General features: G+C 48.1%; 21 protein-coding genes. 11 read left to right on the forward strand and 10 right to left on the reverse strand.

Annotated features, from left to right (window positions below):
• The first annotated feature begins 99 nt into the window (after positions 1-99).
• Together E4T81_RS11100 and E4T81_RS11105 are read left to right on the forward strand one after the other, a co-directional pair.
• Positions 100-1,566 (forward strand): 4Fe-4S binding protein, encoded by a 1,467-nt coding sequence (locus E4T81_RS11100; protein WP_135044593.1) that lies wholly within the window; start codon positions 100-102, stop codon positions 1,564-1,566.
• Positions 1,567-1,640: 74 nt separating this feature from the next.
• Positions 1,641-3,035 carry an aldo/keto reductase gene (locus E4T81_RS11105; protein ID WP_135044522.1) on the forward strand — a complete coding sequence of 465 codons (1,395 nt, stop codon included), beginning with the start codon at positions 1,641-1,643 and terminating at the stop codon, positions 3,033-3,035.
• Positions 3,036-3,649: 614 nt separating this feature from the next.
• Here the strand turns inward: E4T81_RS11105 and ftsH are convergent.
• From ftsH to E4T81_RS11125, 4 genes are all read right to left on the reverse strand, one after another.
• Positions 3,650-5,689: an ATP-dependent zinc metalloprotease FtsH gene (gene ftsH / locus E4T81_RS11110; protein ID WP_135044525.1), complete on the reverse strand. Its 2,040-nt coding sequence runs from the start codon at positions 5,687-5,689 to the stop codon at positions 3,650-3,652.
• A gap of 33 nt (positions 5,690-5,722) precedes the next feature.
• Entirely contained in the window at positions 5,723-6,082 is a 360-nt protein-coding gene (rsfS, locus tag E4T81_RS11115) for a ribosome silencing factor (RefSeq protein WP_135044527.1), read from the reverse strand.
• Between the two features lie 116 nt (positions 6,083-6,198).
• Complete coding sequence (locus tag E4T81_RS11120) at positions 6,199-7,446, reverse strand: ABC transporter permease (RefSeq protein ID WP_135044529.1); 1,248 nt, start codon at positions 7,444-7,446, stop codon at positions 6,199-6,201.
• Complete coding sequence (locus tag E4T81_RS11125) at positions 7,443-8,642, reverse strand: pyridoxal phosphate-dependent aminotransferase (RefSeq protein ID WP_135044531.1); 1,200 nt, start codon at positions 8,640-8,642, stop codon at positions 7,443-7,445. The genes E4T81_RS11120 and E4T81_RS11125 overlap by 4 nt, the downstream gene beginning before the upstream one ends.
• A gap of 68 nt (positions 8,643-8,710) precedes the next feature.
• Here E4T81_RS11125 and E4T81_RS11130 point away from each other — a divergent pair, with 68 nt between their 5' ends.
• The 4 genes from E4T81_RS11130 (at position 8,711) to E4T81_RS11145 (ending at position 13,156) form a co-directional block, all read left to right on the forward strand.
• Positions 8,711-10,150: a phosphotransferase gene (locus E4T81_RS11130; RefSeq protein WP_135044533.1), complete on the forward strand. Its 1,440-nt coding sequence runs from the start codon at positions 8,711-8,713 to the stop codon at positions 10,148-10,150.
• Positions 10,150-10,899 (forward strand): nucleotidyltransferase family protein, encoded by a 750-nt coding sequence (locus tag E4T81_RS11135; RefSeq protein WP_135044535.1) that lies wholly within the window; start codon positions 10,150-10,152, stop codon positions 10,897-10,899. Before E4T81_RS11130 ends, E4T81_RS11135 begins: the two co-directional genes overlap by 1 nt.
• A gap of 64 nt (positions 10,900-10,963) precedes the next feature.
• Positions 10,964-12,337: a DEAD/DEAH box helicase gene (locus E4T81_RS11140; protein ID WP_135044537.1), complete on the forward strand. Its 1,374-nt coding sequence runs from the start codon at positions 10,964-10,966 to the stop codon at positions 12,335-12,337.
• 36 nt (positions 12,338-12,373) lie between these two features.
• Positions 12,374-13,156 (forward strand): DUF5036 family protein, encoded by a 783-nt coding sequence (locus E4T81_RS11145; RefSeq protein WP_135044539.1) that lies wholly within the window; start codon positions 12,374-12,376, stop codon positions 13,154-13,156.
• Here E4T81_RS11145 and E4T81_RS11150 read toward each other — a convergent pair.
• The 4 genes from E4T81_RS11150 to E4T81_RS11165 are packed head-to-tail and all read right to left on the reverse strand — an operon-like array spanning position 13,153 to position 16,755.
• Positions 13,153-13,704 (reverse strand): DUF4924 family protein, encoded by a 552-nt coding sequence (locus E4T81_RS11150; protein WP_135044541.1) that lies wholly within the window; start codon positions 13,702-13,704, stop codon positions 13,153-13,155. The two genes, E4T81_RS11145 and E4T81_RS11150, sit on opposite strands and share 4 nt — an antisense overlap.
• Before the next feature lie 47 nt (positions 13,705-13,751).
• A complete protein-coding gene (locus E4T81_RS11155) occupies positions 13,752-14,087 on the reverse strand; it encodes a MerR family transcriptional regulator (RefSeq protein ID WP_135044543.1) in 336 nt (111 codons plus the stop codon).
• Positions 14,088-14,095: 8 nt separating this feature from the next.
• Positions 14,096-15,067, reverse strand: a complete 972-nt coding sequence (locus E4T81_RS11160) for a M23 family metallopeptidase (RefSeq protein ID WP_135044545.1) — start codon at positions 15,065-15,067, stop codon at positions 14,096-14,098.
• Between the two features lie 50 nt (positions 15,068-15,117).
• Positions 15,118-16,755: a rhamnogalacturonan acetylesterase gene (locus tag E4T81_RS11165; RefSeq protein WP_245207065.1), complete on the reverse strand. Its 1,638-nt coding sequence runs from the start codon at positions 16,753-16,755 to the stop codon at positions 15,118-15,120.
• A 132-nt stretch (positions 16,756-16,887) separates the two neighbouring features.
• Here E4T81_RS11165 and E4T81_RS11170 point away from each other — a divergent pair, with 132 nt between their 5' ends.
• The 4 genes from E4T81_RS11170 to E4T81_RS16105 all read left to right on the forward strand — a co-directional run bounded on the left by E4T81_RS11170 (position 16,888) and on the right by E4T81_RS16105 (position 23,695).
• Positions 16,888-19,326 carry a glycoside hydrolase family 2 TIM barrel-domain containing protein gene (locus E4T81_RS11170; protein ID WP_135044547.1) on the forward strand — a complete coding sequence of 813 codons (2,439 nt, stop codon included), beginning with the start codon at positions 16,888-16,890 and terminating at the stop codon, positions 19,324-19,326.
• A gap of 31 nt (positions 19,327-19,357) precedes the next feature.
• Positions 19,358-21,985, forward strand: a complete 2,628-nt coding sequence (locus E4T81_RS11175; protein ID WP_135044549.1) for a valine--tRNA ligase — start codon at positions 19,358-19,360, stop codon at positions 21,983-21,985.
• A 14-nt stretch (positions 21,986-21,999) separates the two neighbouring features.
• Entirely contained in the window at positions 22,000-23,265 is a 1,266-nt protein-coding gene (locus E4T81_RS11180) for a S9 family peptidase (RefSeq protein WP_135044551.1), read from the forward strand.
• Between the two features lie 88 nt (positions 23,266-23,353).
• Entirely contained in the window at positions 23,354-23,695 is a 342-nt protein-coding gene (locus E4T81_RS16105; RefSeq protein ID WP_135044553.1) for a transposase, read from the forward strand.
• 351 nt (positions 23,696-24,046) lie between these two features.
• On the opposite strand, the gene E4T81_RS11190 is transcribed toward E4T81_RS16105, so the two are convergent.
• Positions 24,047-24,694 (reverse strand): outer membrane beta-barrel protein, encoded by a 648-nt coding sequence (locus tag E4T81_RS11190; protein ID WP_135044555.1) that lies wholly within the window; start codon positions 24,692-24,694, stop codon positions 24,047-24,049.
• Between the two features lie 114 nt (positions 24,695-24,808).
• On the opposite strand from E4T81_RS11190, the gene E4T81_RS11195 reads away from it, so the two are divergent.
• Complete coding sequence (locus tag E4T81_RS11195) at positions 24,809-26,005, forward strand: GTP-binding protein (RefSeq protein ID WP_135044557.1); 1,197 nt, start codon at positions 24,809-24,811, stop codon at positions 26,003-26,005.
• Between the two features lie 14 nt (positions 26,006-26,019).
• Here E4T81_RS11195 and E4T81_RS15645 read toward each other — a convergent pair whose 3' ends face one another.
• Positions 26,020-26,175 carry a hypothetical protein gene (locus E4T81_RS15645; protein ID WP_167761858.1) on the reverse strand — a complete coding sequence of 52 codons (156 nt, stop codon included), beginning with the start codon at positions 26,173-26,175 and terminating at the stop codon, positions 26,020-26,022.

Here is a 26,175-nt window from a genome sequence, read left to right on the forward strand (position 1 = left end):
ATCAGTAAAATTGAGAATAAATACCGAAATATGAGTTGTGACAGCACAATTATTTTCGCTATATTTGTGAAATAAAAATTAATGGAAACCAATCAGATAATGTTGAAGACTATACGTAGGGTTGTTGCAATAATCTGTTTCATTGCAATATCATTGTTGTTTCTTGATTTTACCGCTACGGCTATAAATGGATGGGGATGGCTTGCGAAGTGGCAGTTTATGCCTGCGCTGCTTGCCATGAATATACCCGTATTGGTTGTGCTGCTTCTTTTGACTCTTGTCTTGGGGCGTGTGTATTGTTCGGTCTTGTGCCCGCTCGGCGTGTTGCAGGATGTGATTTCTCATGTGAGGGGATGGCTTGGGAGGAAGCAGCGCAGGCGCTTTGGCTATCGGAGGCCGCTTGTTGTCGTGAGGATTTTATTTCTCGCCACTTTTGCCCTGCTCGTCATGCTTGGCTTCGCGCGGTTTGCCGCCTTCATCGAGCCTTACAGTGAATATGGCAGGATAATGTCGTCGCTTGTCAAGCCTTTATATGTTGATATCAACAATGTTTTAGCATCGTCGCAGGGCGATGATGCCTATACTTTTTACGCTGTCGATTATTTTGTCACTCCGGCGGCGGTAATCGTGGCTGCGGTCACATTGATTGTTATCGGGTGTTTTGCCTGGATTGACGGACGATTGTATTGCAACACAATCTGCCCTGTCGGTACGATACTCGGCTATCTTTCCCGTTATTCATGGCTAAAACCTGTGATTGACCACTCGAAGTGTGTGAAGTGCGGGTTGTGTGCCAAGGAGTGTAAGGCGTCATGCATTGATTCAAAGTCGGGGACGATTGATTATACACGATGTGTCACGTGTATGGACTGCATAGACAGTTGCCATGCAGGCGCGATAAAATATACCCGTCGTCCGGCGTCTAAGAATGTCGATGACGGAGGACGCCGTAAGTTTCTTACCGTAGGCGCTCTTTTGGCGGGAAGCGCAGTGGCACGTGCCCAGGAGAAAACGGTGGATGGCGGTCTTGCTGTAATTATTGACAAGAAAAAGCCGGAAAGACGCACAATGATTACTCCTCCCGGAAGTCGCAGCCACAATAATTTCACGTCTCATTGCACGGCTTGCCAGCTGTGTATAAGCAACTGCCCGGGAAATGTGCTTCGCCCGTCGGCTGAAATGAAGACTTTCATGCAGCCTGAAGTAAGCTACGAACGCGGATATTGTCGCCCGGAGTGTACCGCTTGCTCTGACGTGTGTCCTGCCGGCGCCATATTGCCTATAGACAAAGCTGAAAAAAGCTCGACTCAGATAGGTCACGCCGTCTGGGTGCGTAAAAACTGTCTGCCTGCATCGGAAGGAGTCTCGTGTGGCAATTGTGCCCGTCACTGTCCTGTCGGTGCGATAACGATGATTCCCTCGGTGGCAGGTGACTCTGAGTCGCCACTTGTGCCCTCGGTTAATACAGAGCGCTGTATAGGCTGTGGGGCATGTGAGAATCTGTGTCCGGTAAGACCCTTCAGTGCAATATATGTCGAAGGTCATGAAATACATCGCACTGTCTGATGTTGTCACTTGACCGCGACATGATGCAAAATATAACAATAAACTGTTTTTTTAGTTTCTCATATTGAAGCAAGATGAATGACAAGCATATAAATAGACGTAATTTTCTTAATATACTGGGAGGCGGCGCGCTGGCGGTGACTGCTGCGTCGTGTCTGCGTAAATCTGACGGGAACGACACCCCTTCGTCAATGGCGTCAGGTGACCCTGCCGGCGGGGAGATGACTTATCGTGTCAATCCCAATACTGGTGATAAGGTCTCGATACTTGGGTTCGGGTGTATGCGTCTGCCTACATTGGCGACTGAAAATGCCGATGGCAATAATATCGACCAGGAAGCTGTTAACAGGCAGGTGGATTATGCCCTCGCCCACGGAATCAATTATTTTGACACATCGCCGGCTTATTGTAAAGGATTCAGTGAGCGTGCTATGGGCATCGCGCTTAGCCGTCATCCGCGTGACAGTTACTTTATCGCGACGAAGCTTTCAAATTTCGCTCCCGATACATGGTCAAGAAAAAATTCTTTGGCGATGTATCATAACTCGATGAAAGAGCTCCGGGTCGACTACATAGACTACTTGTTGCTGCATGGAATCGGCATGGGCGGCATGGACTCGTTAAACGGCAGATATATTGATAATGGCATACTTGATTTTCTTGTAAAGGAGAAAGAGTCGGGGAAGATAAGAAATCTCGGTTTTTCCTATCATGGCGATGTGGAAGTGTTTGACTATCTTCTTAAAATGCAGGATGAGGGTCGCATACACTGGGATTTCGTCCAGATTCAATTGAACTACATTGACTGGAAACATGCAAAGGAGGTCAATCCGAGAAACACTAATGCCGAATATTTATACGAAGAGCTTGAAAAGCGCGGTATTCCTGCTGTAATCATGGAGCCGCTTCTTGGCGGAAGGCTCGCGCAGGTAAATGAACACCTTGCCGGGAAGTACAAGAGCCTGCGTCCTGATGACAGTATTGCTTCATGGGCATTCCGTTTTGCCGGTACGCCTAAAGGTGTGCTGACGGTATTGAGCGGCATGACTTACATGGAGCATCTTCAGGATAACCTGCACACTTACTCTCCGCTTGAACCTTGTACGGATGAAGAGCTTGTGATGCTGGAGAATGCGGCACGCGAGATACTGCATTTCCCCACGGTCCCTTGTACTGATTGTAAATACTGCATGCCGTGTCCCTATGGTCTTGACATTCCGGCGATATTCAGCCATTACAATAAATGTATAAATGAAGGCTTTGTCAATGAGGACACTACCGACCCGGCTTATCGAAAGGCGCGAAAGGCATTTCTTGTCGGATATGACCGTTCGGTCCCGAAGCTGCGACAGGCAAATCACTGTATTGGCTGCGGTCAATGTAAGCCCCATTGTCCGCAGGCGATAGATATTCCGGCGCGCATGGTTGCCATTGACAATTACGTGGAATCGCTGAAGCGAAACAAGTGACCGAAGCGCAACAATATATGGCTGGGGACATCTGGAGTGACATCCCCCGGTGTCCTTTTTCTAATGTTCGTGTGCTCCTGTGGAAATGCTGAATATGTGGCTGTATTCTAAAAAATGTATTTCCTCCAAAGTGATTAAAGTGATTCCACAATTTGAATGAGCGAGAAGGTAGCCTAAATTGTATGTTGGCTTATCTGCTTTTTTTGTAAATTTGGGTCTGATAAGAAAACTTCAAAATCAAAACATAATGACCGAATATTGGTATGGCTATTTAATTATTGCAGTGGTAGCTTACCTGCTGCTCTTGGTGTGCAATAAATTTAACATTATCAAATCAAAACCATTACGTTACTTCATGGTAATTTTTGTGACCTCTGCTCTTTGTTGGATTATTTATGACCTCATTATTTGACTGGAAAAGTATATCAAATTCTCAATCATCAACGAAATTTTCTTGGCGATGTCGGGAATAGGCCCGATGCCGAGGACATGCGGATTATCAGTAGCGGAGAATGGCTGAATGGGAATTACGAGATAAGCTATATTAAATGCGCCGGATTTCGATGTCGAAATCCGGCGCATACATTTATGAAAAAGTTAAAACGTCTGATTGTTTATTGACGCGGGATAGGGGGGATGGTGACTGACGGCTTGTCGGTGGCATCGGAATTGTTTTCGCTGCCGGCAGGTGTATTTTCCTGCTTGTCGCTGTCTTCTTCCTTTCCGTCCTTTTTGCCTTCGGTCAACTGCTTCCCTGCAAATATTTCATCGGTGCGCGAAGCCCACGGACGTTTGCCGAATATCGCTTCTACATCTTCCGTGAATATCACCTCGCGGGCGATAAGCACATCGGCAAGTTGCTTGTGACCCTCTGCATATTTACGCAGTATCTCCTTGGCGCGTTCATATTGCTCGTTTATAATGCGTGACACTTCTGCATCTATGTTCTTTGCGCGTTCCTCGCTGTAAGGCTTCGAGAAACCATACTCCTGTCCGGTGGAATCATAATAGCACAGGTTAGGGAGCTTGTCGCTCATGCCGTAGTATGCCACCATTGCGTAGGCGAGTTTGGTCACGCGTTCAAGGTCATTGGCCGCCCCGGTTGATATGTGACCGAGAAACAGTTCTTCCGCAGCACGTCCGCCGAGAGTCGAACACATCTCGTCAAGCAACGCCTCGGTAGGAGTAATCTGTCGTTCTTCCGGAAGATACCATGCCGCTCCGAGCGCTTTTCCGCGCGGTACGATTGTCACCTTGATAAGAGGACTTGCATAGCGCAGATGCCATGATATTGTGGCATGTCCCGCCTCGTGTACGGCGATAGAGCGTTTTTCTTCGTCAGTCGTGATTTTAGACCTCTTTTCAAGACCTCCGATTATGCGGTCGACAGCATCGTTGAAGTCCTGCTTTTCAACACATGTCTTGTTGTGGCGGGCCGCGATAAGAGCCGCTTCGTTACATACATTTGCAATGTCGGCTCCGGAGAATCCCGGTGTCTGGCGAGCCAGAAGCTCGACATCAAGAGAGTCGTCGGTCTTGATTTTCCGTAAATGCACATTGAATATTGCAACACGGTCATTGAGGTCGGGCAGGTCAACATATATCTGACGGTCAAAACGACCGGCACGTAAAAGAGCCTTGTCAAGAATGTCGGCACGGTTTGTAGCGGCAAGTATGATTACACCGCTGTTGGATCCAAATCCGTCCATTTCCGTAAGCAACTGGTTGAGCGTGTTCTCGCGTTCGTCATTGGCTCCCATGTTCGGGTTTCTGCCACGCGCACGACCTACAGCGTCAATCTCGTCGATAAACACGATACATGGCGCTTTTTCTTTAGCCTGACGGAAAAGGTCACGTACGCGAGAGGCGCCGACACCGACAAACATTTCTACAAAGTCGGAGCCTGACATTGAGAAAAACGGTACATTTGCCTCTCCCGCAACTGCTTTTGCAAGGAGTGTCTTACCGGTTCCCGGAGGGCCTACAAGAAGCGCTCCCTTGGGGATTTTGCCGCCAAGGTCAGTGTATCTTTGGGGATTTTTAAGAAACTCAACGATTTCCTCAACCTCGGTCTTTGCTTCCGAGAGCCCGGCTACATCCTTGAATGTAACCTGTATAGGCCCGTCTTTGTCAAATATCTGTGCTTTGGATTTGCCTACGCTGAACACACCGCTTCCGCCACCGTCTTTTCCCGACATGCGTTTCATTATCACAAACCAAAAGACGATAAGCAGCAATATAGGTGCAAATGACCAGAACATGGCGGAGTAGTCGCTGCCTTTCTCAAAGGATACGGAACCGTTGAATACTCCTTCCTGCTGCCACTGGTCGATTTTGTCCTGTAGCTTGTCGGCACTTGGTATTGCAGTGCTGATTTTCACCTCCTGGTGAGTGCCCTGGGTGTACTGGCTTGGTGTAAATATTTTCCTTGCCAAAGAATCAGTGATGAATGCCTCCGCCTCGTTCTTGTTGGTGTATACCACGATTTTTTCGACGCCGCCTTCTGTGACATATTTCTCAAATTCAGAGTAGGTCACAGGCTTTGTAATCGAGTTCTGGTCGAGATAATATACCCCGACAAGCACAAGTATGATAATGGCATACATCCAGTAGAGACTGAAATTAAGCTTTTTCTTCTTTAGGTTTGGTTTCATGTAGCCTGACTGATGATTTATAAAATAGTAGGTTTAGTCTAAGTCCGGAATTGAGGTGATTTCAGCGTCGCTCCACAATTCTTCAAGGTTATAGTATTGCCTTGTCTCGGGAAGAAATACATGGACGAAAGTGTCGCCATAATCTATGACAATCCATTGGGCGTTCTGATAGCCGTCATAATTGTAGGGTTTTATCCCTGCCTCTTTCTGCAGCTTTTCCCTGATGCTGTCGGCTATGGAGGCGACCTGCATGGTGGATGAGCCCTGGCAGATTATAAAACTATGGGCTGCCGCCCCTTCAATCCCGCTAAGATCGACTATTGAGATGTTTTTGCCCTTGCGATCTTGTATTCCCTCAGTGATGAGCTTTATGATATTCGTCTGGTTGGTCATTTATCGTTAAAATTGTTCACAAAGATAGTTCAAATATTCTAATTTTCAGTTATAATTCAAAATATATAATTGAATAACAAAAATCGTGCCAAAATTGATTATCGGTAATGCCGTAATTATTCGTATCGTATGGATTTACAGGGATTTATTTTTGCCACCATATGAGTCGGCAGGATGATTATTAGCCAGGAGACAAGGAATATGCCGAAATTCAGCAGGATTATATACATCCAGTCAATCTTGACCGGCACATAGTTGAGGTAATAGGCGTCGGCGTCAAGCGGCAATATGTGCAGGTGATGTTGCAGGATAATGAAGGAGATGCCGATGACATTTCCTGCAAGCATGCCCCACAGGACAATCCTTTGTGACAGGTAGATGAATATTTTTCTGATTTCGCTGTTGGACGCGCCGAGTGTCTTCAGGATGCCGATCATTCTTACCCGTTCAAGAATCAAGATGAATAGGCATGACACGAGAGTGAATCCCGACACAGCTATCATCAGGATAAGAATCACCACCACATTTGTGTCAAGCAATTCCAGCCAGTTGAAATACATCATTGCCGTGTCGAGCACCGTTGTCAATGTGTAAGCTCCGGTCAGGCGGTTCATGTAGGCCGATGTCATCATCGCGTCCTGAAGCCTTATCCCGCTTTCTGTAATCCGTGACGGGTCACGGGATGTGAGCTCTACCGTTGTTGCCGCAGCGGAATCAGTGCCCCCTATGCCTTGTGTCAGGCTTATGGGGGAGTAGGCATAAATCTTGTCATAGTCGCTGAAGTGGGTGTCGTAGATTGCGGCGATATTTAGCCGTCGGGTTTTTACGGCACCGTTGGAGAAAAAGTAGGCATAGGTCTTGTCGCCCGGGTGTAGACCCAGATCCGAGGCGGTAGTCTGCGAAATCACTATACTGTTTCGGGAGCTGTCGGCGTCAAAGCCGGGCATCGAGCCTTCGGTTATATTTGACGCTATGAAATTGTAGTTCCTGTCTTCCGTTATTCCTTTCAGGATTATGGCTTGAAAGTCGGAGTCAGTCTTTAATATCCCTGACTGCTGCGCTACGAGTTCGGGCTTCTCAAAGCATCCTGTCGAATTGATGATTGAGTCAAGCACAGGCGTGTATTCCAAAAACTCGGCAGGCGAGCCGTCGGCATGCGCCGGATGGATTGTGACGTGTGCGTCAAAGCCATAAACCTTGTTGCGTATCTCTTCCTTGAAGCCGAGCACAATACACATTGCCGCCATCATTATTACTAATGACAGCGCAATGCCTGTAATCGCGATTATGATACTTGTCGACGGGCGACGCCTGTTGCCCGGGTTGAGCCTTAGCCTGCGCGCTATGAACAGTTCATAGCTCATAGTGTGCGGCCGGGATAGGCTTTAAGTGCTTCAGCAAGCACTTTCATCGCTTTTGCAAGATCCTCTTTGTTCAGCACATATGCCATGCGCACCTCGTTTTTGCCCATGCCTGTGGTGGTATAGAAGCCTGAAGCGGGAGCCATAAAGATAGTCTGACCTTCATATTCAAAGCTTTCAAGACACCACTCGCAGAACTTGTCGGCGTCATCAACCGGAAGCTTTACGACAGTGTAGAATGCCCCCATCGGTATCGGCGAGTAGCATCCCGGTATCTTGTTGAGCTGGTCGATGAGAAATTTGCGTCGTTCGACATACTCGTTATATGTGGCGAGCATATATTCACGTGTCGTGTCTATCGACGCTTCTGCCACAATCTGTCCGAGCAGTGGCGGGCTTAGGCGTGCCTGACAGAATTTCATCACGTTTTTCTTTAATTCGGGATGTTTCGTTATGAGCGCGCCGATTCTAATGCCACATTCGTTGTAGCGCTTTGACACGGAGTCGATAAGCACTACCTGGTCTTCTATGCCCGGAAGGTGGAATGCCGAGATATAGGGCGCTCCGGTATAGCAGAATTCTCGATATACTTCATCGGAAAAGAGAAACAGGTCATATTTCTTCACGAGATCTCTGATCTGCAACATCTCTTTCATCGTATAAAGATAGCCGGTAGGGTTATTGGGGTTGCAGATGAGTATGCCTTTGGTCTTCGGGGTGATAAGCTCTTCAAACTTCTCTACCGGAGGTAGCGCGAATCCTTCTTCGATACTTGACGGCACTGTGACAATCTTTGCTCCGGCAGATATGGCAAATGCCATATAGTTGGCATAGGCGGGCTCCGGGACGATTATCTCGTCGCCCGGGTCAAGACATGCCATGAAAGCAAACAATACCGCCTCTGAGCCTCCGGTGGTGACAATGATGTCGTCGACATCCACGTCGATATTGTAGGTGCTGTAATATTGCTGCAATTTCTGGCGGAGAGACAGTAGACCGTCCGACGGGCTGTATTCAAGCACTTTGCGGTCGATATGTTTCAGCGCGTCAAGACCTTCCTGAGGGGTGGGGAGGTCAGGTTGTCCTATATTTAGATGATACACTTTTGTGCCGCGGGCTTTTGCCGCAACGGCAAGCGGTCCCAGGCGCCTGATGGGCGAAGCGGGCATTATTGTACCTCGTTCTGATACTTTCGGCATAATGATAAAATTTATTTCTAACGGCAAAGATAATAATTTATTCGGTATTTCTGCTTAAATTTGTGTCTATGATATCTGATAAACTTACGACATTATATGAGAAAATTACAGGACGGCACACCTGTGATATAAGGCTTCTTCCCGGAGCCGGTTCCAATCGAAAATATTACCGTATCGGTTCTGATCCTTCAATGATAGGTACATATGGTAGTGACGTTGCTGAAAATCAGGCGTTTTTCTATCTTTGCCGTCATTTTTCGGAGAAGGGGTTGCCGGTGCCCGTGTTGTATGGGACAAGCGTTGACAATGAGTGTTATCTTCAGAGTGACCTTGGCGACAGATCGTTGTTTGATTACATAAAAGAAGGTCGCGAACACTCCCTCTGGAGCGATGAGATGATTGAAAAGCTTGAGTTGGCAATAACGCTTTTGCCCGACATTCAGTGGCGGGGTGCTGAGGGGCTTGACTTCGGCAGGTGTTATCCTGTAGCCGAAATGGATAAGGTCAATGTGATGTGGGACCTCAATTATTTCAAATATTGCTTCCTGAAGGCTACGGGGTTGGATATTGACGAAGTGGCGTTGGAAGAAGATTTCAACCGTCTTTCTGATAAGATTCTCTCGGTGAACACGGGCGCGACATTCATGTATCGTGATTTTCAGTCGCGCAACGTCATGCTGAAGGATGGCAAGCCATTCTTTATTGACTTTCAGGGAGGTAGAAAAGGTCCGTATCATTATGATGTTGTGTCATTTTTATGGCAGGCTAAGGCTGCGTTTCCCGATTGGCTGCGCGACCGCCTGATAACGGCTTACATTAAAAGTGCCTCGCGGTATAAGACGATTGATGAGTCATGCTTTAGAAGTGAATTGCGTTATTTTGTGCTTTTCAGGACGCTTCAGGTGCTTGGTGCCTATGGCTTCAGGGGATATGTAGAGCGGAAACCTCATTTCTTGCTGAGCATACCGGGAGCGCTGGCTAACCTTAAAAAGCTGCTGGAAACTCCATTTGATGAATTTCCCTATCTTACATCGTTGCTCTTGCGCATGATGGAACTTGACCGATTTGCTGAAAAGAATTCCGGTGACAGACTCACTGTGAGGGTGGCAAGCTTCGGCTATAACCGCAGCGGCATCCCTCAGGACAATACCGGCAACGGAGGCGGATTTGTGTTTGATTGCCGCGGATTGAATAACCCCGGACGCTATGCGCAGTATAAGTCACTCACCGGTCGCGACAGGGCGGTTATTGATTTTCTTGAAGAAGACGGCGGTATAACCGGATTTCTGGAGCATGCCTATGCTATGGTCGATAACTCGGTGGACATGTATCTTGCCCGCGGATTTACATGTCTTTCCGTGAGTTTCGGCTGCACGGGAGGACAGCACAGGTCGGTTTATTCGGCAGAACATATGGCGGCTCATCTTATAAAGAAATATCCGCAGATAAGGGTGGAATTGACTCATTTTGAGCAAGGGATTAAAGAAATATTTGAATCGGTAGAATAATGAAAGCAATGATATTTGCCGCAGGACTCGGAACAAGGCTGCGCCCTTTGACCGACTCTATGCCGAAGGCGCTTGTAAAAGTAGGGGGGATTCCTATGCTTGAGAGGGTGATAACCCACTTGAGAGACTGTGGCTTTGACCGAATCATAGTGAATGTCCATCATTTCGGGCAATCTATAATTGATTTTCTTAATGAAAACGATTTTGGCATAGAGATAGCCGTAAGTGACGAGCGTGATACTTTGCTTGACACAGGAGGCGCTATTGTCAAGGCTCGTGAATGGCTTGACGGTGATGAGCCATTTTTAGTCCATAACGCCGATATTCTGACCGACCTTGACCTGGGAGAGATGATGCGGCGACACGAGCGTCTTGGTGCATCGGCGACATTGCTTGTTTCCGGGCGACAATCGTCACGCTATCTGCTTTTTGACGACAATATGCGTCTGCATGGATGGACCAATGTGACGACCGGTGATTGCCTGCCTGTCGGGATTGATGCAGGGCGGTATTCGAGGTTTGCATTTGGAGGCATTCATGTGATTTCACCCTCGCTGTTGAACCGTCTGCATGCCTATGGCGGTGACGCGCCGTTCCCTATTGTGCCGTTTTATGTGAAATCGTGCGCTGAATCCGGTATTTACGGCTATGTGCCTGAGGGGCAGTATTCATGGTTTGATATAGGCCGACATTCAACCCTGGAGGCAGCCGAAAGCTATCTGTCACGTAAAGAAACTGATAAAAAATGACTATCTTTGTAGTCTGTAACAATAAGAAAATAGATAAACCATTCCTTATCTGCCTGTTTTAGAAATGAGATTTGACGAGCTTAATCTGAGCGATGACCTGCTTGACGCGCTTGATGCGATGCAATTTGAAGAGTGTACTCCTATACAGGAGCGTGCGATAGATGTTGTGCTTGACGGTAACGACCTTATTGCCGTGGCACAGACCGGAACCGGAAAAACCGCCGCCTATCTGCTTCCTGTCATTGATCTTCTTTCCGGAAGCGGGCAGAAATCAAAAGGGGTCAGGTGTGTTATCATGGTGCCGACTCATGAGCTTGCACAGCAGATTGACCGTCAGCTTGAGGGATTTTCCTATTATCTTCCGGTGAGTGGAATCGCTATTCACGGAGGGTCTGACGGAAAGGAATTTGCTCGGCAGCAACAGGCTTTCAAGATGGGCGCTGACGTCGTTATTGCCACTCCGGGACGTCTTCTCGCCCACATGAAGATGGGCTATGTCGACCTGTCGCATGTAGAGTTTTTTGTGCTTGATGAGGCTGACAGGATGCTTGACATGGGATTTTACGACGACATAATGCAGATTGTCAAGAGGCTCCCTTCTCAAAGGCAGACACTCATGTTTTCGGCGACAATGCCCAAAAAGATCCAGACACTTGCATCTGACATCCTTCATAACCCGACCGAGGTTAAAATCGCTGTGTCGCGGCCTACTGAAAAAATCGACCAGTCGGCATTTGTGTGTCATGAACCGCAGAAAGAGGGTCTCCTTAAACATCTTTTTGAATCAGGCTACTCAAAAAAGGTGATAGTCTTTGCCTCGTCGAAGTTAAAGGTAAAGGATCTTACCCATTCACTGCGCCGCAGCCGGTTCAAGGCTGCCGAGATGCACTCCGATCTTGACCAGTCGGCACGTGAGGACGCTATCAACGGATTCCGCTCCGGGCGTATCGATATACTTGTTGCCACCGATATTATTGCCCGTGGCATCGATATTGACGACATCAGCATGGTGGTTAATTTTGACGTTCCCCGCGAGGCTGAGGATTATGTGCATAGGATAGGACGTACGGCGCGTGCCAATGCCGACGGAAAAGCGGTCACTTTTGTGTCGGGGCGCGACCAGTCAAAGTTCAAGTATATTGAAGACTTCCTCGGCTATGAAGTGAGAAAAGAGCAGGTGCCGGAAGCACTCGGCGAGGCTCCTGAATATAATCCGCGGAAGGATGGAAAGGGCGGCGGCAAGAGACGTTTTGCCCGAAAGGGAGGCAACGGAAGTCAAAGAAATGGTGGCCGGAATAAGAAAACCCGCAATGACGCGGGGCAACAACCGGCACAAGGCGCTCCTGCCGGCTCTCCTGATAAAAAGCGGCGCAGATTTTACGGGAAGCGCCGTAACGGCGGTAATGGCGCTGCGGAAAGCAACAATAGTGACAAATAGTAAACCAATAAATAACTTGACAATTTTAACTGTTTTATGAAAAATTGCAGATTACACACAATCGCCGCCTTAGCGGCTCTATTCTGTATGACAGGAATCTCCGTCACCTCTTGCAGCAGTGACGATGACATGTTTTATAATTACCCTGAGTCGGTGATTTCATTAAACATGATGAATGAAAGCAATGGAAACACCAAGCTTGCCGACTCTAACGTATACATTAATAATGCCGATAATTTCACGTCGACATCAACTTCTGCGGTTATTGCGCCGCTTGGCACAAACGGAGGCTTCACGGCATCGCCTGCGCTTTCTCAGTTGGCAAGTGAGGTGGCGGTCATTCCCGGCGAGTTTTATCAGGTGTTCAATGATAAGGATGTAAGAATGTTTGCTTCGGGGAAGCGTGCGCTTAGCGTTGATGCATCATATTACAATCTATATGTGGCTTCTTGGATTAATGACGATAATGGAAAGCATATCGGTGCCAAGGTAAGCTATAATATTGAATCTCTCGAAAACACGACACTGCCCGCATGGAATGAAACGGCATGCACACTTATACATGGCATTGGTGCCAACTCTTCATGGGTGGAGCCTGAGGATGGTGCTGTGTGCAAGTTTCCCGCGGGCAGCGAGATTAATGTCGACTATAATGGCTGGGAAAACTATATTACAATTGAAGTTGAGGGCAATGTCGTGACTGCACGGTTTACCAACAATCGTCCGCGAGAGTCGGGACAGGCTTATCTCTATGTCCGCGACGGAAGTTTTTATACGCGCGCGACTGTCAACATCAGGTTTGTCACTTACGACATTTAGGATTTCTCTTCCCAGAGTTTATCTTCCTGGTCAAGCTTGTAATAGTGAGCGAGCATGGCTATGAAACGCGATATTTGAGTAAGCGCCTTTTGAGTGTCGGCGCTTATTTCTTTTCCCTGAAGCCTTAACATGAGAGTTCCGTAAAGGGCGGTGAAGCATGTCTCGATTTCATCGAGCTTGTCATCGCCCTGTTTTGCACGCAGTTCGACGATAAAGGGTAGCGTCTTATAAAATTCCGCCGTGTATTCTGCAAACTTTGGGTCTTTAAGCAGCGCGTGATGAAGGTCGTCGAGCTGTATGATGATATTCTTGTTAAGTTGCAGATGTCCGGATTTCTGTACATTTTCCCTGCGCATCATGTCAATGAGCGATTCATACCATTCGCTCATCTCTTTTTTCTGTGTGTCGTCAAGACCGTAACGGTCTATTATGTTTACGGTTATTTTGTCGAGGTCAAGTCCGTTGGCTCGGATAATATCCTCAATCTGCCACATGTACAGCAGGTATTCTGCAATGTTTTCTTTCCTTTTTTGTGAAGCGATATACATAATTCCGGAGTTTTATAATTTTATAACGCAATAAGATTGAATAAAGATTAGCGTAGCCGGTTAAGGGCGTCAAGCATGGCGACAAGCTCTTTTCTTATCGCTTTTAGCCTGTCGACCGCGGCTGCATGGCGCGATACACCGTCATGGTTATGTTTCAATTGCTCCTGCGCCGCATCAAGTTTCAGCCCTTTTTCTTTTACAAGATAATAGACCATCTTTATTTTTTCAATGTCAGACACGGTGTAGAAGCGTGTCCCCCGGTCGTTGCGTCGCGGTTTTATAATGGTGAATTTCTGTTCCCAGAATCGCAGGGTCGAGAGCGGCAGTCCCGTTAGTTCCGCGACTTCCCTTATCTTATAATATTTTTTATCACCGGTCTCCATCGTTATTGTCAGTCCATGACGTGACCTGCATTTTCGGCAAGTCTTATCATCTCGTTGTATTCGTCGGGAGTGAGGTCCATGAAATAATAATTGATAGGGTTCTGCGGCGTGTCATTAAGCCTTACCTCATAGTGGAGATGTGAGCCGGTAGACTTGCCTGTGTTACCTACTTCCGCTATCTTGTCGCCGCGCTTTACCGCTTGCCCTTCTACGACATCAATTTTGCTCAAATGAGCATAACGTGTCACATAGCCGTAGCCGTGGGACACTTCTATGAGGTTGCCGTAGCCTCCCTGCCATCCTGCATGGATGACCTTCCCGTCGGCTGTGGCATATACGGGGGTGCCACGGTCGGCGGCAAAGTCGAGCCCTTCATGAAATCGGCTTGTGCCGTATATCGGGTCGCGGCGGTAACCGTAGCCCGAAGCCATCTGCTTCATGTTTTCACTTGATATAGGCTGGATTGCCGGGATATGCTTTATGCGCTCCCGGTTGTTTCGGGCAAGATGTTGCAGCTCGTCAAATGATTTTATCTGTGTGTACAGTTGGCGGTCAAGAATGTCAAGTTTCCGGGTCAGATTTTTTATAATCTCGGCATCGGGCAGGCTGTTCAGGTAATTGTAGCGGTTTTCGTTGTCAAGACCGGCATATCGCTTGGCTGTCGAAACACGCTGCGCGCCCATTATGACCCTGTAGAAATTGTCGTCGCGCGAGGTGATGTCGTTCATTACCTCGATTGATGCGTTGAGGCGCCTGTTCATGATGTCGAGCTCAGCGCGCAGCTGCTCATTTTCGTGTTTCAGCATTTTCTCGCGGGGAGTGCCCACAAAAAGATATACGACGCCGATTATGGCTCCGCATATCACAGTCCAGAAGAGCAGATTGCGTATAATTCCGTGGAGACGTTCTCGCTTGGTAGGGAAGACGCGCTCATACTCGTCATTTGCCGGGTTGTATCTATAGAAAACTTTCTTGCTCATTGCATCGGCTGCAAATATAGTAAAATTTTTAGAAACACTCCGCCACGGGATTATCTGTCATGCTTTAAAAACTCTTTTAGCGGGCAGTCGCTCTTCAGCAGACCGTCGGCTATGCTCTCCGCGTTAAGCCGTGCGCCGGCAAGGGAGGAGTGGGTGTGGTCGTGCTTGAAATATGCCTTGCTTTTCTCTTTTCCGAGTTTCTGCAGCTTTTGTCCGGAGATTGAGTTAAGGTCAATAAAGCATGCTCCCGCGCTTTCAGCCGCTTCGCGTGCCCATTTACCCAAGTTGTCTTTGTTGCTTTCGATTGAGTCGCCGCGCCATCGGTTGCGTGGTGTGTGGCTTAATATGACAGGCGTGGCGCCTTTTTCCCGGGCATCCATTACAAACTTGCGCAGATACCATCCGTAAGTGTAAACGACCTTGTTTATGCCGGTTGACTCCATCTTGAACACTTTGCTTTCATTGCCTGCTCCGTGAAGTTCTCCGCGGGCTTTCCCGGTGTTGATGTCGCCTCCGTCATTATGCCCGAACTGGATTAACACGAAGTCGCCGGGCTGGAGTGCATTGTAAATTTTGTCCCATCTCCCTTCGTCAAGAAATGTGCGGGCGCTTCTGCCGGGGAAGGCATGGTTTTCAACCGAAATGAGTGTGGTGTCGAGTAATTGGTCTATGACGCTGCCCCATCCCCACATGCTTTCTTCATCGGAGTCTTCGTTTTTTACAGTGCTGTCGCCTATGGTGAACAGTACCGGGCATCCTGCTTTCCGTGAACTGCCGGTGACAGTGTCGGGGAGTTGCGGCAACAGATAGTCTTTGAGGTCTGTGCCGTCAAGTCCTGCAATTCCCTCGACCGCCGACTCCGCGTTGACTCGGGCGCCGAATTCCGATGTGTGTATGCGGTCGAGATAAAACATGGTCTTTACTTTTTCCTTGCCGAAGCGCTCATATTTGGCTGCCGTGATTTCATTAAGGTCAACAAATGCCACTCCCTCGCTTTCGGCTACTTCACGAGCCCAAAGCCCATAGGTAGTGTTGACGCGCGATATTATTGTGCTGTCAGCATCTTCCCACGCGTTTCTCGGTGTAAGAGAGAACAGGATGGGGCAGCCTCCGCGCGACTTCACATCGTTGACAAACCGGCGCATGTATTCGCCATATGTGTAAACGGTGTCTCTTTCTCCTGTTTCTTGTATCGTGACGGGCAGCGACTCTTTCCCGGTTCCCGGAATCGAGGCGCGTGCGCGTCCACTGTCGTAAGGCCCGTTGTCATTATGTCCTAACTCGATTATCACCAGGTCGCCCTCCCTTATTCCGGCGAGCACATCGTTCCACAGCTTCTTGTAAAATGTGCGGCTGCTCATCCCTCCGAGCGCATGATTTTCGACCGTTATTTTTTCAGGGTCGAAGTAATCGGGGAGATAGTAGCCCCAGCCCCATTGACCGTTGCTTCCGTTGCCGAGTGTGCCGGTGCGCATCGTTGAGTTGCCCACGAGAAATAACACCGGATTGTCGCCTTTCCGGCTCGAACCTGCGACAGGTCGTGCAGTGCGTGCTTTATTAAGACTGTCAATGGTGTTGTCAATCACCCCGTTTGTGTCGTTCATCGGGGCTGAAATCTTTTCTTGGGCAGACAGCGTCATTGCTAAGGCAAGTGTCGCTGAAGTCAGGATGTTGCGTATGATGTCCATCAGATTATTGCAGTTTTTTATTAGTCGTGTAAGTAGCTCTCTTTCCGAGAATGGTCCTGTAGCATTTAGCTTCCATGCACAAAGTTAAAGATTTTTTTAATTAACTTTGTAGGGTGTAAACCGAAGTTAACCATGAAAAAAAGTTATATTGCAGTGGTGGCGCTTGCTGCGTCATGGGTTTTTTCAACGCCGCTTGATGCGCGCGAGACAGTCGATTTCAACCGAGGATGGCAGTTCCGCTACGGTGACATCGACACTACGGTTGCCGTTGCCGATAGCGGATGGATTGCGGTCAATCTCCCTCATGATTTTCAGATTGCTCAACCCTGGGTGGCGCCGTCGGCCGATGAGGTGGCTGACATGTCCAATTCCGTGGCAAATGTGAAAAGCCGTCTCAGCAGCCGCGGCTTCAAGGAGATGGGAGTAGGGTGGTATCGTAAGTCGTTTGTGCCTGATTCGGCATGGATGGATAAAAGGATACTTATTGATTTCGGCGGTATTATGCTTGTCGGTGATGTCTATCTCAATGGCGAACGGGTAGGGGGTACTGATTACGGCTATCTTGGATTTGAGATTGATCTGTCAGGCAAGTTGCGCCCGGGCGAGGAAAATGTAATTGATGTACGCGCTGATACCGGCAGACCCGAAAACTCACGCTGGTACACAGGTGGCGGGCTATTTCGTGACGTGGCGCTTAAAATAACCGACAGGAATCTTTACTTTGACCGTCACCCGCTTTATATCGTGACCCCTTCTGTCAGCGAGGATGAGGCGGCGGTAGTGATACAGGCGCAGATTACCTCACGGTTGAAGACCCTTAAAGAGCTTCCGCTGCAGTTGCGTATAATCTCGCCGGATGGAGTTGTCGTAGCCGACAAGAGGTTGCAGATTCCGTTTAACCGCAGGCAGAAGACCCGCGAATACATAATAGACACTCTTCTCATAAAATCACCGGCGCTCTGGTCATGTGAGCAACCATCGCTGTATAAGGCTGAACTCTCCCTTTATAACGTGGACGGCACTGTCGCCGATAATGTGGAACAGAGATTCGGCATCCGCTCAGTGGAATATTCTCCTGAACACGGGTTTATGCTCAACGGGAAAAAGACCTTGCTTAAAGGGATTGCCAATCACCACACACTTGGCGCATTGGGTGCTGCCGCATTTCCGCGTGCGATGGAAAAGCGTCTTGTTATGCTGAAAGAGTTTGGGTTTAACCACGTGCGCACATCCCATAACCCTTATAGCCGGTCGTTTCTTGAGCTGTGTGACAGTCTCGGCATCCTTGTTGTCGACGAGCTTTATGACAAGTGGCTTACCCAGTATGCCGGCGGCCGTAACGAGTGGGTCGACCAGTGGCAGAAAGATGTTCCGGAGTTCATAAAGCGTGACCGTAACCACCCTTCGGTGATTATGTGGAGTCTCGGCAACGAATTGCAGACGCTGTGGGATATACCATATGGCGACTGGGGTGTCACTCCTTATCGCCTGCAAAGGGAATTGCTGCAGCGCTACGATAATACGCGTCCCGTTACAGTTGCCATGCATCCGAGAGGACGGCACCAGTCTACCGATTCGCTGCCCGCTCCGCTTGTCATGGAGACTGATATAGCGTCATATAATTATCGTTATATGTATTTTCCCGGCGACAGCCGACGTTTCCCTTGGATGATTTTTTATCAGAGTGAGGCAAACACCTCCAACATGGGTCCAAACTATTTTGATATGAATCTTGACCGTGTGGTTGGACTCGCCTATTGGGGCATGATAGATTATCTCGGAGAGTCGCGCGGATGGCCTGCTAAGGGCTGGAGCGACGGAATATTTGACATTTCTCTTGAGCCGAAGCCGCTTGCCTATTTCTTGCGCTCAATCTTCAAGCCCGATGAGCCGATGGTGCATGTCGCGGTCGTGGAGGGGAAAGAAGATGCTGTGTGGAACGATGTCAGTGTCGGTTCATTGCGGCTTTCTGACCATTGGAATCATGAGGAGGGTGACTCGCTTACACTCTACACGTTTACCAATGCTGATGAAGTAGAGCTGAAAATCAATGGAAAGAGTGTCGGACGAAAGAAAAATGACCGTTCCGATTCAAAAGCGAGAAACCGGATACTCTGGGGAAATGTGCCGTTTCATGCCGGCAGGATAGAGGCGACAGGCTATCGCGACGGCGCCCCTGTGGCTACCCACCGTGTAGAGACGACGGGCGACGCGGTAGCGATAAAGGCGATTCCTGACAACCGTGCGTGGCGAGCCGACGGTAACGACCTTCAGCATGTGAGAATCGTGGCTGTCGACCGGAAGGGACGGGTGGTGCCGGGAACAACCGGCAGACTCACATTCAATGTAAGCGGCGAGGCAACGATTGCAGGCGTGGTAAACGGTGACATAAACAGCGACGAACTGCATACAGGCGATACAAGAAGCCTCTTTGACGGCAAGGCTACGGTAATCCTGCGCTCGACTCTGACACCCGGCGACGTGACAATTACCGTCACGCATGAAAGCCTTAAACCCGTAACACTGAAACTATCAACATTATTAGTGGCAAATGCCATGAATTTTTTGTAATTTTGCGCAAAATATAAATATATATCCCGAAATGAACGAATTAGCCAAGACATACAGTCCCTCGGAAGTAGAGGACAAGTGGTATAGCTATTGGATGGAACATGACCTGTTTAAGTCGGTTCCTGATGAACGTGAGCCATATACAATCGTGATTCCCCCGCCTAACGTGACAGGTATCCTGCACATGGGTCATATGCTTAACAATACGATTCAGGATATTCTGATCCGTCGTGCGCGTATGGAAGGCAAGAATGCCCTTTGGGTGCCGGGAACTGACCACGCAGCTATCGCGACTGAGGCGAAAGTTGTGGCTAAGCTTGCCAAAGACGGCATAAAGAAAAGCGACCTTTCTCGTGAGGAATTTCTGCGTCATGCCTGGGAATGGAAAGAAAAATATGGTGGTACAATTCTTGAACAGCTCAAGAAAATAGGTGCCTCATGTGACTGGAGCCGCACTGCGTTCACTATGGATGATGTGCGTTCGGAAAGCGTTATAAAGGTGTTCTGTGAACTTTATCGCAAGGGACTGATATATCGCGGCAAACGCATGGTCAACTGGGATCCGAAGGCTTGTACGGCGTTGAGTGATATCGAGGTAGTGTATAAGGAAGAGCACAGCAAGCTCTATTACCTTCGTTACAGGATAGTTGGGGAAGACGGATATGCCATAGTGGCTACTACACGTCCGGAGACAATCATGGGCGATACGGCAATGTGTATCAACCCCAAGGATCCGAAAAATCAGCATCTGCGCGGAAAGAAAGTTATTGTGCCTCTTGTCAATCGCGAGATACCTGTGATAGAAGATGATTATGTGGATATCGAGTTCGGTACCGGATGCCTGAAGGTGACCCCGGCTCATGACATGAACGACAACATGCTCGGTCAGAAACATAATCTTGAGACAATCGATATATTCAATGACAACGGTACTATCAGCGAGGCTGCCGGCATGTATGTCGGTATGGATCGATTTGATGTGCGCAAGCAGATAGCCGTTGACCTGCAGAATGCCGGCCTTGTAGAAAAAATCGAGGAATATCAGAATAAGGTAGGCTATTCAGAGCGTAATATAGACACAGTTGTAGAGCCGCGTCTTTCTGACCAGTGGTTCCTGAAGATGGACGATATATCAAAGCCGGCTCACAAGGCTGTAATGGAGGATTTCATCAAGTTTGTTCCTGAGAAGTTCAAGAATACTTATAATACATGGATGTCGGAAATCAAGGACTGGTGTATCTCGCGTCAGCTCTGGTGGGGACACCGCATACCGGCATACTATCTTCCCGACGGCAGCTTTGTAGTTGCCGAGACTCCCGAGAAGGCTCTTGAAGAGGCGATGAGTGTGACCGGCAACTCTTCTCTGACAGTTGCCGACCTGCGTCAGGATGATGATTGCCTTGACACATGGTTCTCGTCGTGGTTGTGGCCCGTGTCGCTCTTTAACGGAATACTTGAACCGGGCAATGAGGAGATTTCTTATTACTATCCGACTACGACACTTGTCACCGGTCCTGATATTATCTTCTTCTGGGTGGCACGAATGATTATTGCCGGATATGAATTTGTAGGCGACATGCCATTTAAGAACGTATATTTCACCGGAATCGTCCGTGACAATATAGGAAGAAAGATGTCAAAGCAGTTTGGCAATTCGCCCGACCCGCTTGACCTTATCGCCAAATATGGCGCCGATGGTGTGAGAATGGGTCTTATGCTTGCCGCGCCTGCCGGAAATGACGTGTTCTATGACGACAAGCTTGTAGAGCAGGGACGTAATTTCTGCAACAAGATATGGAATGCTTTCCGTCTTGTCAAGGGATGGTCGGTTGCCGACAAGCCGCAGCCTGAAAGCGCTGTAAAGGCGGTTGACTGGTTCAAGTCGCAGCTTGACGCCACCCTTGCCGAGGTAAGTGACCTATTTGGCAAATTCCGCCTGTCGGAGGCACTGATGGCAATCTATCGCTTATTCTGGGATGAATTTTCATCATGGTATCTTGAAATGGTGAAGCCTGCTTATGGCGAGCCTGTCGACAAGGCTACTTATGAAGCGACGCTAAACTATTTCGACACTTTGCTCCGTATGCTTCATCCTTTCATGCCGTTTATCACAGAGGAGCTTTGGCAGCATCTTCAGGAGCGCAAGCCCGGTGATTCAATAATGTATGCGCAGTTGCCGGCAGTCGGTGATGTCGATGCTAAGTCGCTTGAGGCGATGGCTCACGCCAAGGAGGTGATTGTCGGTGTGCGTGGAGTGCGCGCCGCTAAAAATATCTCTCCCCGCGAGGCTCTCGTGTTGAATGTCATCGGCGACTGGGACGATTCTTTGGATGCCGTGGTGAAAAAACTCGGTAATCTGTCGGCAATCAATGCCGGTGCGGAAAAAGATGCGGCTGCGGCTACATTTATGGTGGGAACGGTTGAATTTAATGTTCCGCTTACCAATAATATTGATGTCGATGCTGAACTCGCACGCCTGAACAAAGAGCTTGATTATTATCGAGGATTTCTTGCTTCCGTGATGAAAAAGCTTGGTAATGAGCGTTTTGTTAATAATGCTCCCGAGGCTGTAGTGGCTGCCGAACGCAATAAGCAGAAAGATGCAGAGTCGAAGATTGCCACAATCGAGGCAAGTATCAAGGCTCTTGAAGGAAAATAAATGATCCGGAAATTATGAACAAGAGTATAGTCGCGACACTGTCGGTAATAATGACAGCGTGTAGTTTGTCTGAAGACAGTGTCGCTGACATGCCTCTTGTATATGAAAAGGAATGTACTGTTGATTCCTTCCCTGATATTGAATTGCCGTCATTGGATTCATTGCCGGTGATTACTTATCTTCCCGATCCTTTTTTGTGGGCTGACGGAAGCGGACGGTCTGCCGATTTCAATGACTGGGAGCGACATCGGGCGGAAATACTACGCAGGCTATGGCATTATGAGCTTGGCGAGAAGCCTCGTGTAAATCCTGACAGCGTTGATGCGAGAATTGTCGGTGACACTCTGGTCGTTGACGTCAGGGAGAGGGGAGAAGTGTTGACACTGAAATCCCCGATACTTTATCCTGAAGGCGACGGACCGTTTCCTGTTGTTATCGGAGTAGGTTTTCCTACCGGGTCATTGCCTCGGGAATTGTTTTTAGACAATGGAGTTGCGGCAATCCCGTTTAATTTCTCTCAGGTCATGTCTCATACACAGACTCGCGGAGAAGAGCCTGTCAACAGGTTGTATCCTGACCGACTTGACATCGGGGCATACAGCGCCTGGCCGTGGGGAGTAAGCCGTATAATCGATGGTCTTGAGAGACTTGGCGATGAATCGCGTCTTGACCTCCGGCATATAGCCGTGACCGGATGCTCTTTTGCCGGAAAAATGGCGCTGTTTTCGGGTGCGATGGATGAACGCATAGCATTGACTATCGCACAGGAGCCGGGTGGGGGCGGTGTAAATTCATGGCGCGTGTCGGAAACGCTCGGTAATGTCGAGAGAATCCATAACACCAACTATGCCTGGTTTCTTGAAAGCATGAAACAATTTTCTGATTCCAATGTCAACCGGCTTCCTATCGACCATCATGAGGTGGCGGCATTGATTGCACCTCGTGCGCTGCTTATTTTAGGCAATCCCGATTATGAGTGGCTTGGCGATGAATCAGGATATGTGTCGGCAAATGCGGCGAGAGAAGTGTGGAAGACTTTCGGAATATCTGAGCGCATGGGCTATTCGATAGAGAGCAATCACATGCACTGTATGCTGCCTGAGAGCCAGTATCCCGATGTCGAAGCTTTCATTAAAAGATATCTACTCGGTGAGGATTCGATAAACACGGATATAACAAAAGCACCCATGTTTGCTGATGTTGACTGGCGCAAATGGGTGCCTTGGGCTGTAAGACCCCGTTCCCCAATATTTGTTAACGCTGGGGTCGCATATCTTTGAGCGGTTTTTGTCTTGTGATGAAGGAGCGTAGCTTTTGCTACGTGACTGAGGAACAAGGCAAAAAACGCCAGAGAGATGCGATGGTAAGGTGTTTTTATTGATTGCCGCACAATTTATCACACATAAATTCGGTTATATTATTTTAACCATCAGTAATCTACATGAGCAAATCTGGTTATATCTGACCGGGACAGGGTGCCGGTGGAAACTTCTAATCCATGACTTACCCAAATGGCGTGCCGTATATGAATTTTACCGCAAATGGCTCTCTGCCGGATTTTTTGACCGGATGAACGTGGCATTGATTTCTGTCGCAAGGAGTTCGCTACGGATATCGTGGTCCATTGGTCTGACGCTTGAAAGAAGTATTGTCTATGAATCCGGAGTGCGTAAAATCGGATTTCGGCACATCGGAATTCAAACCGATTGACGGCAGACGGGTTGTGGAGCGAACATTTTAGTGGCTTGAATCCTTCAGACGTTTAAACAGGAATTACGGGCAGTTTCTGCACACCGCAAAAGGTATTGTGATGGTGGCGTGCGCAATGTTCATGTTGCGGTTCGTATAGTTCTAAACCGTTCCGATTTCATCACAAATCACAAACAGATGTATTCTCATTTATCCGAGGCAAAAGTTACATTCGCCTCGTCCAATCGCCGTGCATCTGCGTCCGCTTGTTTCGGTCACAATGCAACCGCATTGCTCCCTCACTGCGCGAACACATCTGCACAACGCTTGACCGCCCCAGCGTTAACAAATATTGGGCAACGGGGTCTAAGTTCAGAAATAGTATGTCGCATTGACTGATACCCGGTTTTCGCGGAATGTGACATTGCCGGGAAGTAGGTCGGTAAGACCGAATGCCGCATCGATTCCTACCCATATGAAGTCAATCGGCACGGCAATTCCTGCTTTCCATGCGCAGTCAAACCGTCGGTGTTCTTTAATGCCAAGTAAGTCGGGCGAAAAATCTTCATCCAGCAGTTCTCTATGCTTTACATGGGCATTTTGGCTGAATACATAGCTTAGTTCTGGACCGGTGTATACGGCAAGTCTCCACTTTCCGGTGATTCTGAATTCGTAGCCAAGCTGGACAGGTAGTCTCAGTCCTGCTTTCCTTACGCCGGGGTCTTTTGTGGCAATTGTTCCGTCAATTCCTGTTATGCGCAGGTCATCAAATGAATAGGTGTCATAAAATAGTGTCAGACCGGGTTCCAGAAACAATCCTTTTCCAAGCGGCTGATAGTAGACACAGCCTACGGAGAATCCGCATCCCGGTTTAAACATTTTGATATGTCCGCCCTGAATATTCCAGTTGCCGGGTATGCTGACATCAAAAGAGGCTCTTACGCCCCAGTTACCCTTTTCTATTGCAAAAAGAGAGGTTACTGACAGGCATAGAAGGATTAAAACTATCGTCTTTTTCATATTGTAGGAAATATTTTTGTTATATTAACGCTTGACAGGAATGACTATTGTGTATTCACTTGTTAAAAATAAGATTTAGAATTAATTTTGCATTGACTAAAAATTTTACTGATAATGGCTAAAAAGGAAATACCGGTATTGCTGCTTACAGGTTATCTCGGAAGCGGAAAGACCACTTTGCTTAACCGTATTCTCTCTAATGAGAAAGGCATACGCTTCGCTGTGATTGTAAATGACATTGGTGAGGTTAATATTGATGCTTCGCTTATCCAGAAAGGCGGCATCGTCGGGCAGGAAAAAGATAGCAACGACCTTGTCGCTTTGCAGAACGGGTGTATCTGCTGCACTCTGAAGATGGATCTTATTGAGCAGATTGCCGACCTTGCCGCGACCGGAAGCTTTGATTATATTGTCATTGAGGCGAGTGGTATATGCGAGCCGGCGCCTATAGCTCAGACGATATGCTCTATTCCGGTAATGGAAGAGTATTATAACCGTGGCGCTGTACCTCGTCTTGACTGTATCGTGACAGTGGTCGACGCATTACGCATGAAAGATGAATTTAATTGCGGTGACAGTCTTGTCGATAAAAAGATAGAGGAAGATGATATTGAGAATCTTATCATAGAGCAGGTTGAATTTTGTAACGTCATCTTGCTTAATAAAATCTCGGAAGTCAGTGAGGAAGAAGCGGGTCGCATTAAAGCGATTATCCGTGCAATCCAGCCGAAAGCTAAGATTGTAGAGTGTGACTACGCCGATATTGAGCTTGACGAGATTATTAATACAGGAATGTTCAACTTCGAGAAGGTTGCCACGTCGGCAGCCTGGATTCAGGAGCTTGAGCACCATCACGAGCATGAGCATCATCATGAACATGATCACCATGACCACCATGACCATCATCACCACCACCATCATGACGAAGGGGAGGCTGAAGAATATGGCATACAGACATTCGTCTATTATAGGCGCCCGGCTTTTGATTTGAATAAATTTGACCGTTTCATAGCTACCCGATTCCTGAAAAATGTAATTCGTACAAAGGGAGTGGTATATTTCAATCATAATCGTGACATGTCGTTTCTTTTTGAGCAGGCAGGCTCCCAAAAGAAACTTACACAGGCGGGTCTTTGGTTTGCCACTGCTTCTGAAGAAGAGCTTGAGCAGCTTATGGCTACCGAGCCGGGGCTTGCGGCTGACTGGGATCCCGTATATGGCGACCGCATGATAAAGCTAGTCATCATCGGACAGAATCTTGACAGGAAGGCTATCGAAGAAGAGCTTGACTTCTGTCTTGTGGGTCGTTGACGAGTAGAGATTCTTTATAATAAAAAGGAGGCTGTGTCAATGTCAAGTTGTTTGCCTCCGGCGAGTGCCGCAAGATTCGCGACTGCTGCATCTTCAAGGTCAATGACCTTGAAGTATTCCTTAGAAATCGCGCTAATTATTTGTAACTTTGCGCTATAAACCTCATTCAT

The organism is Barnesiella sp. WM24 (assembly GCF_004570975.1).
Lineage (GTDB): Bacteria > Bacteroidota > Bacteroidia > Bacteroidales > Muribaculaceae > Muribaculum.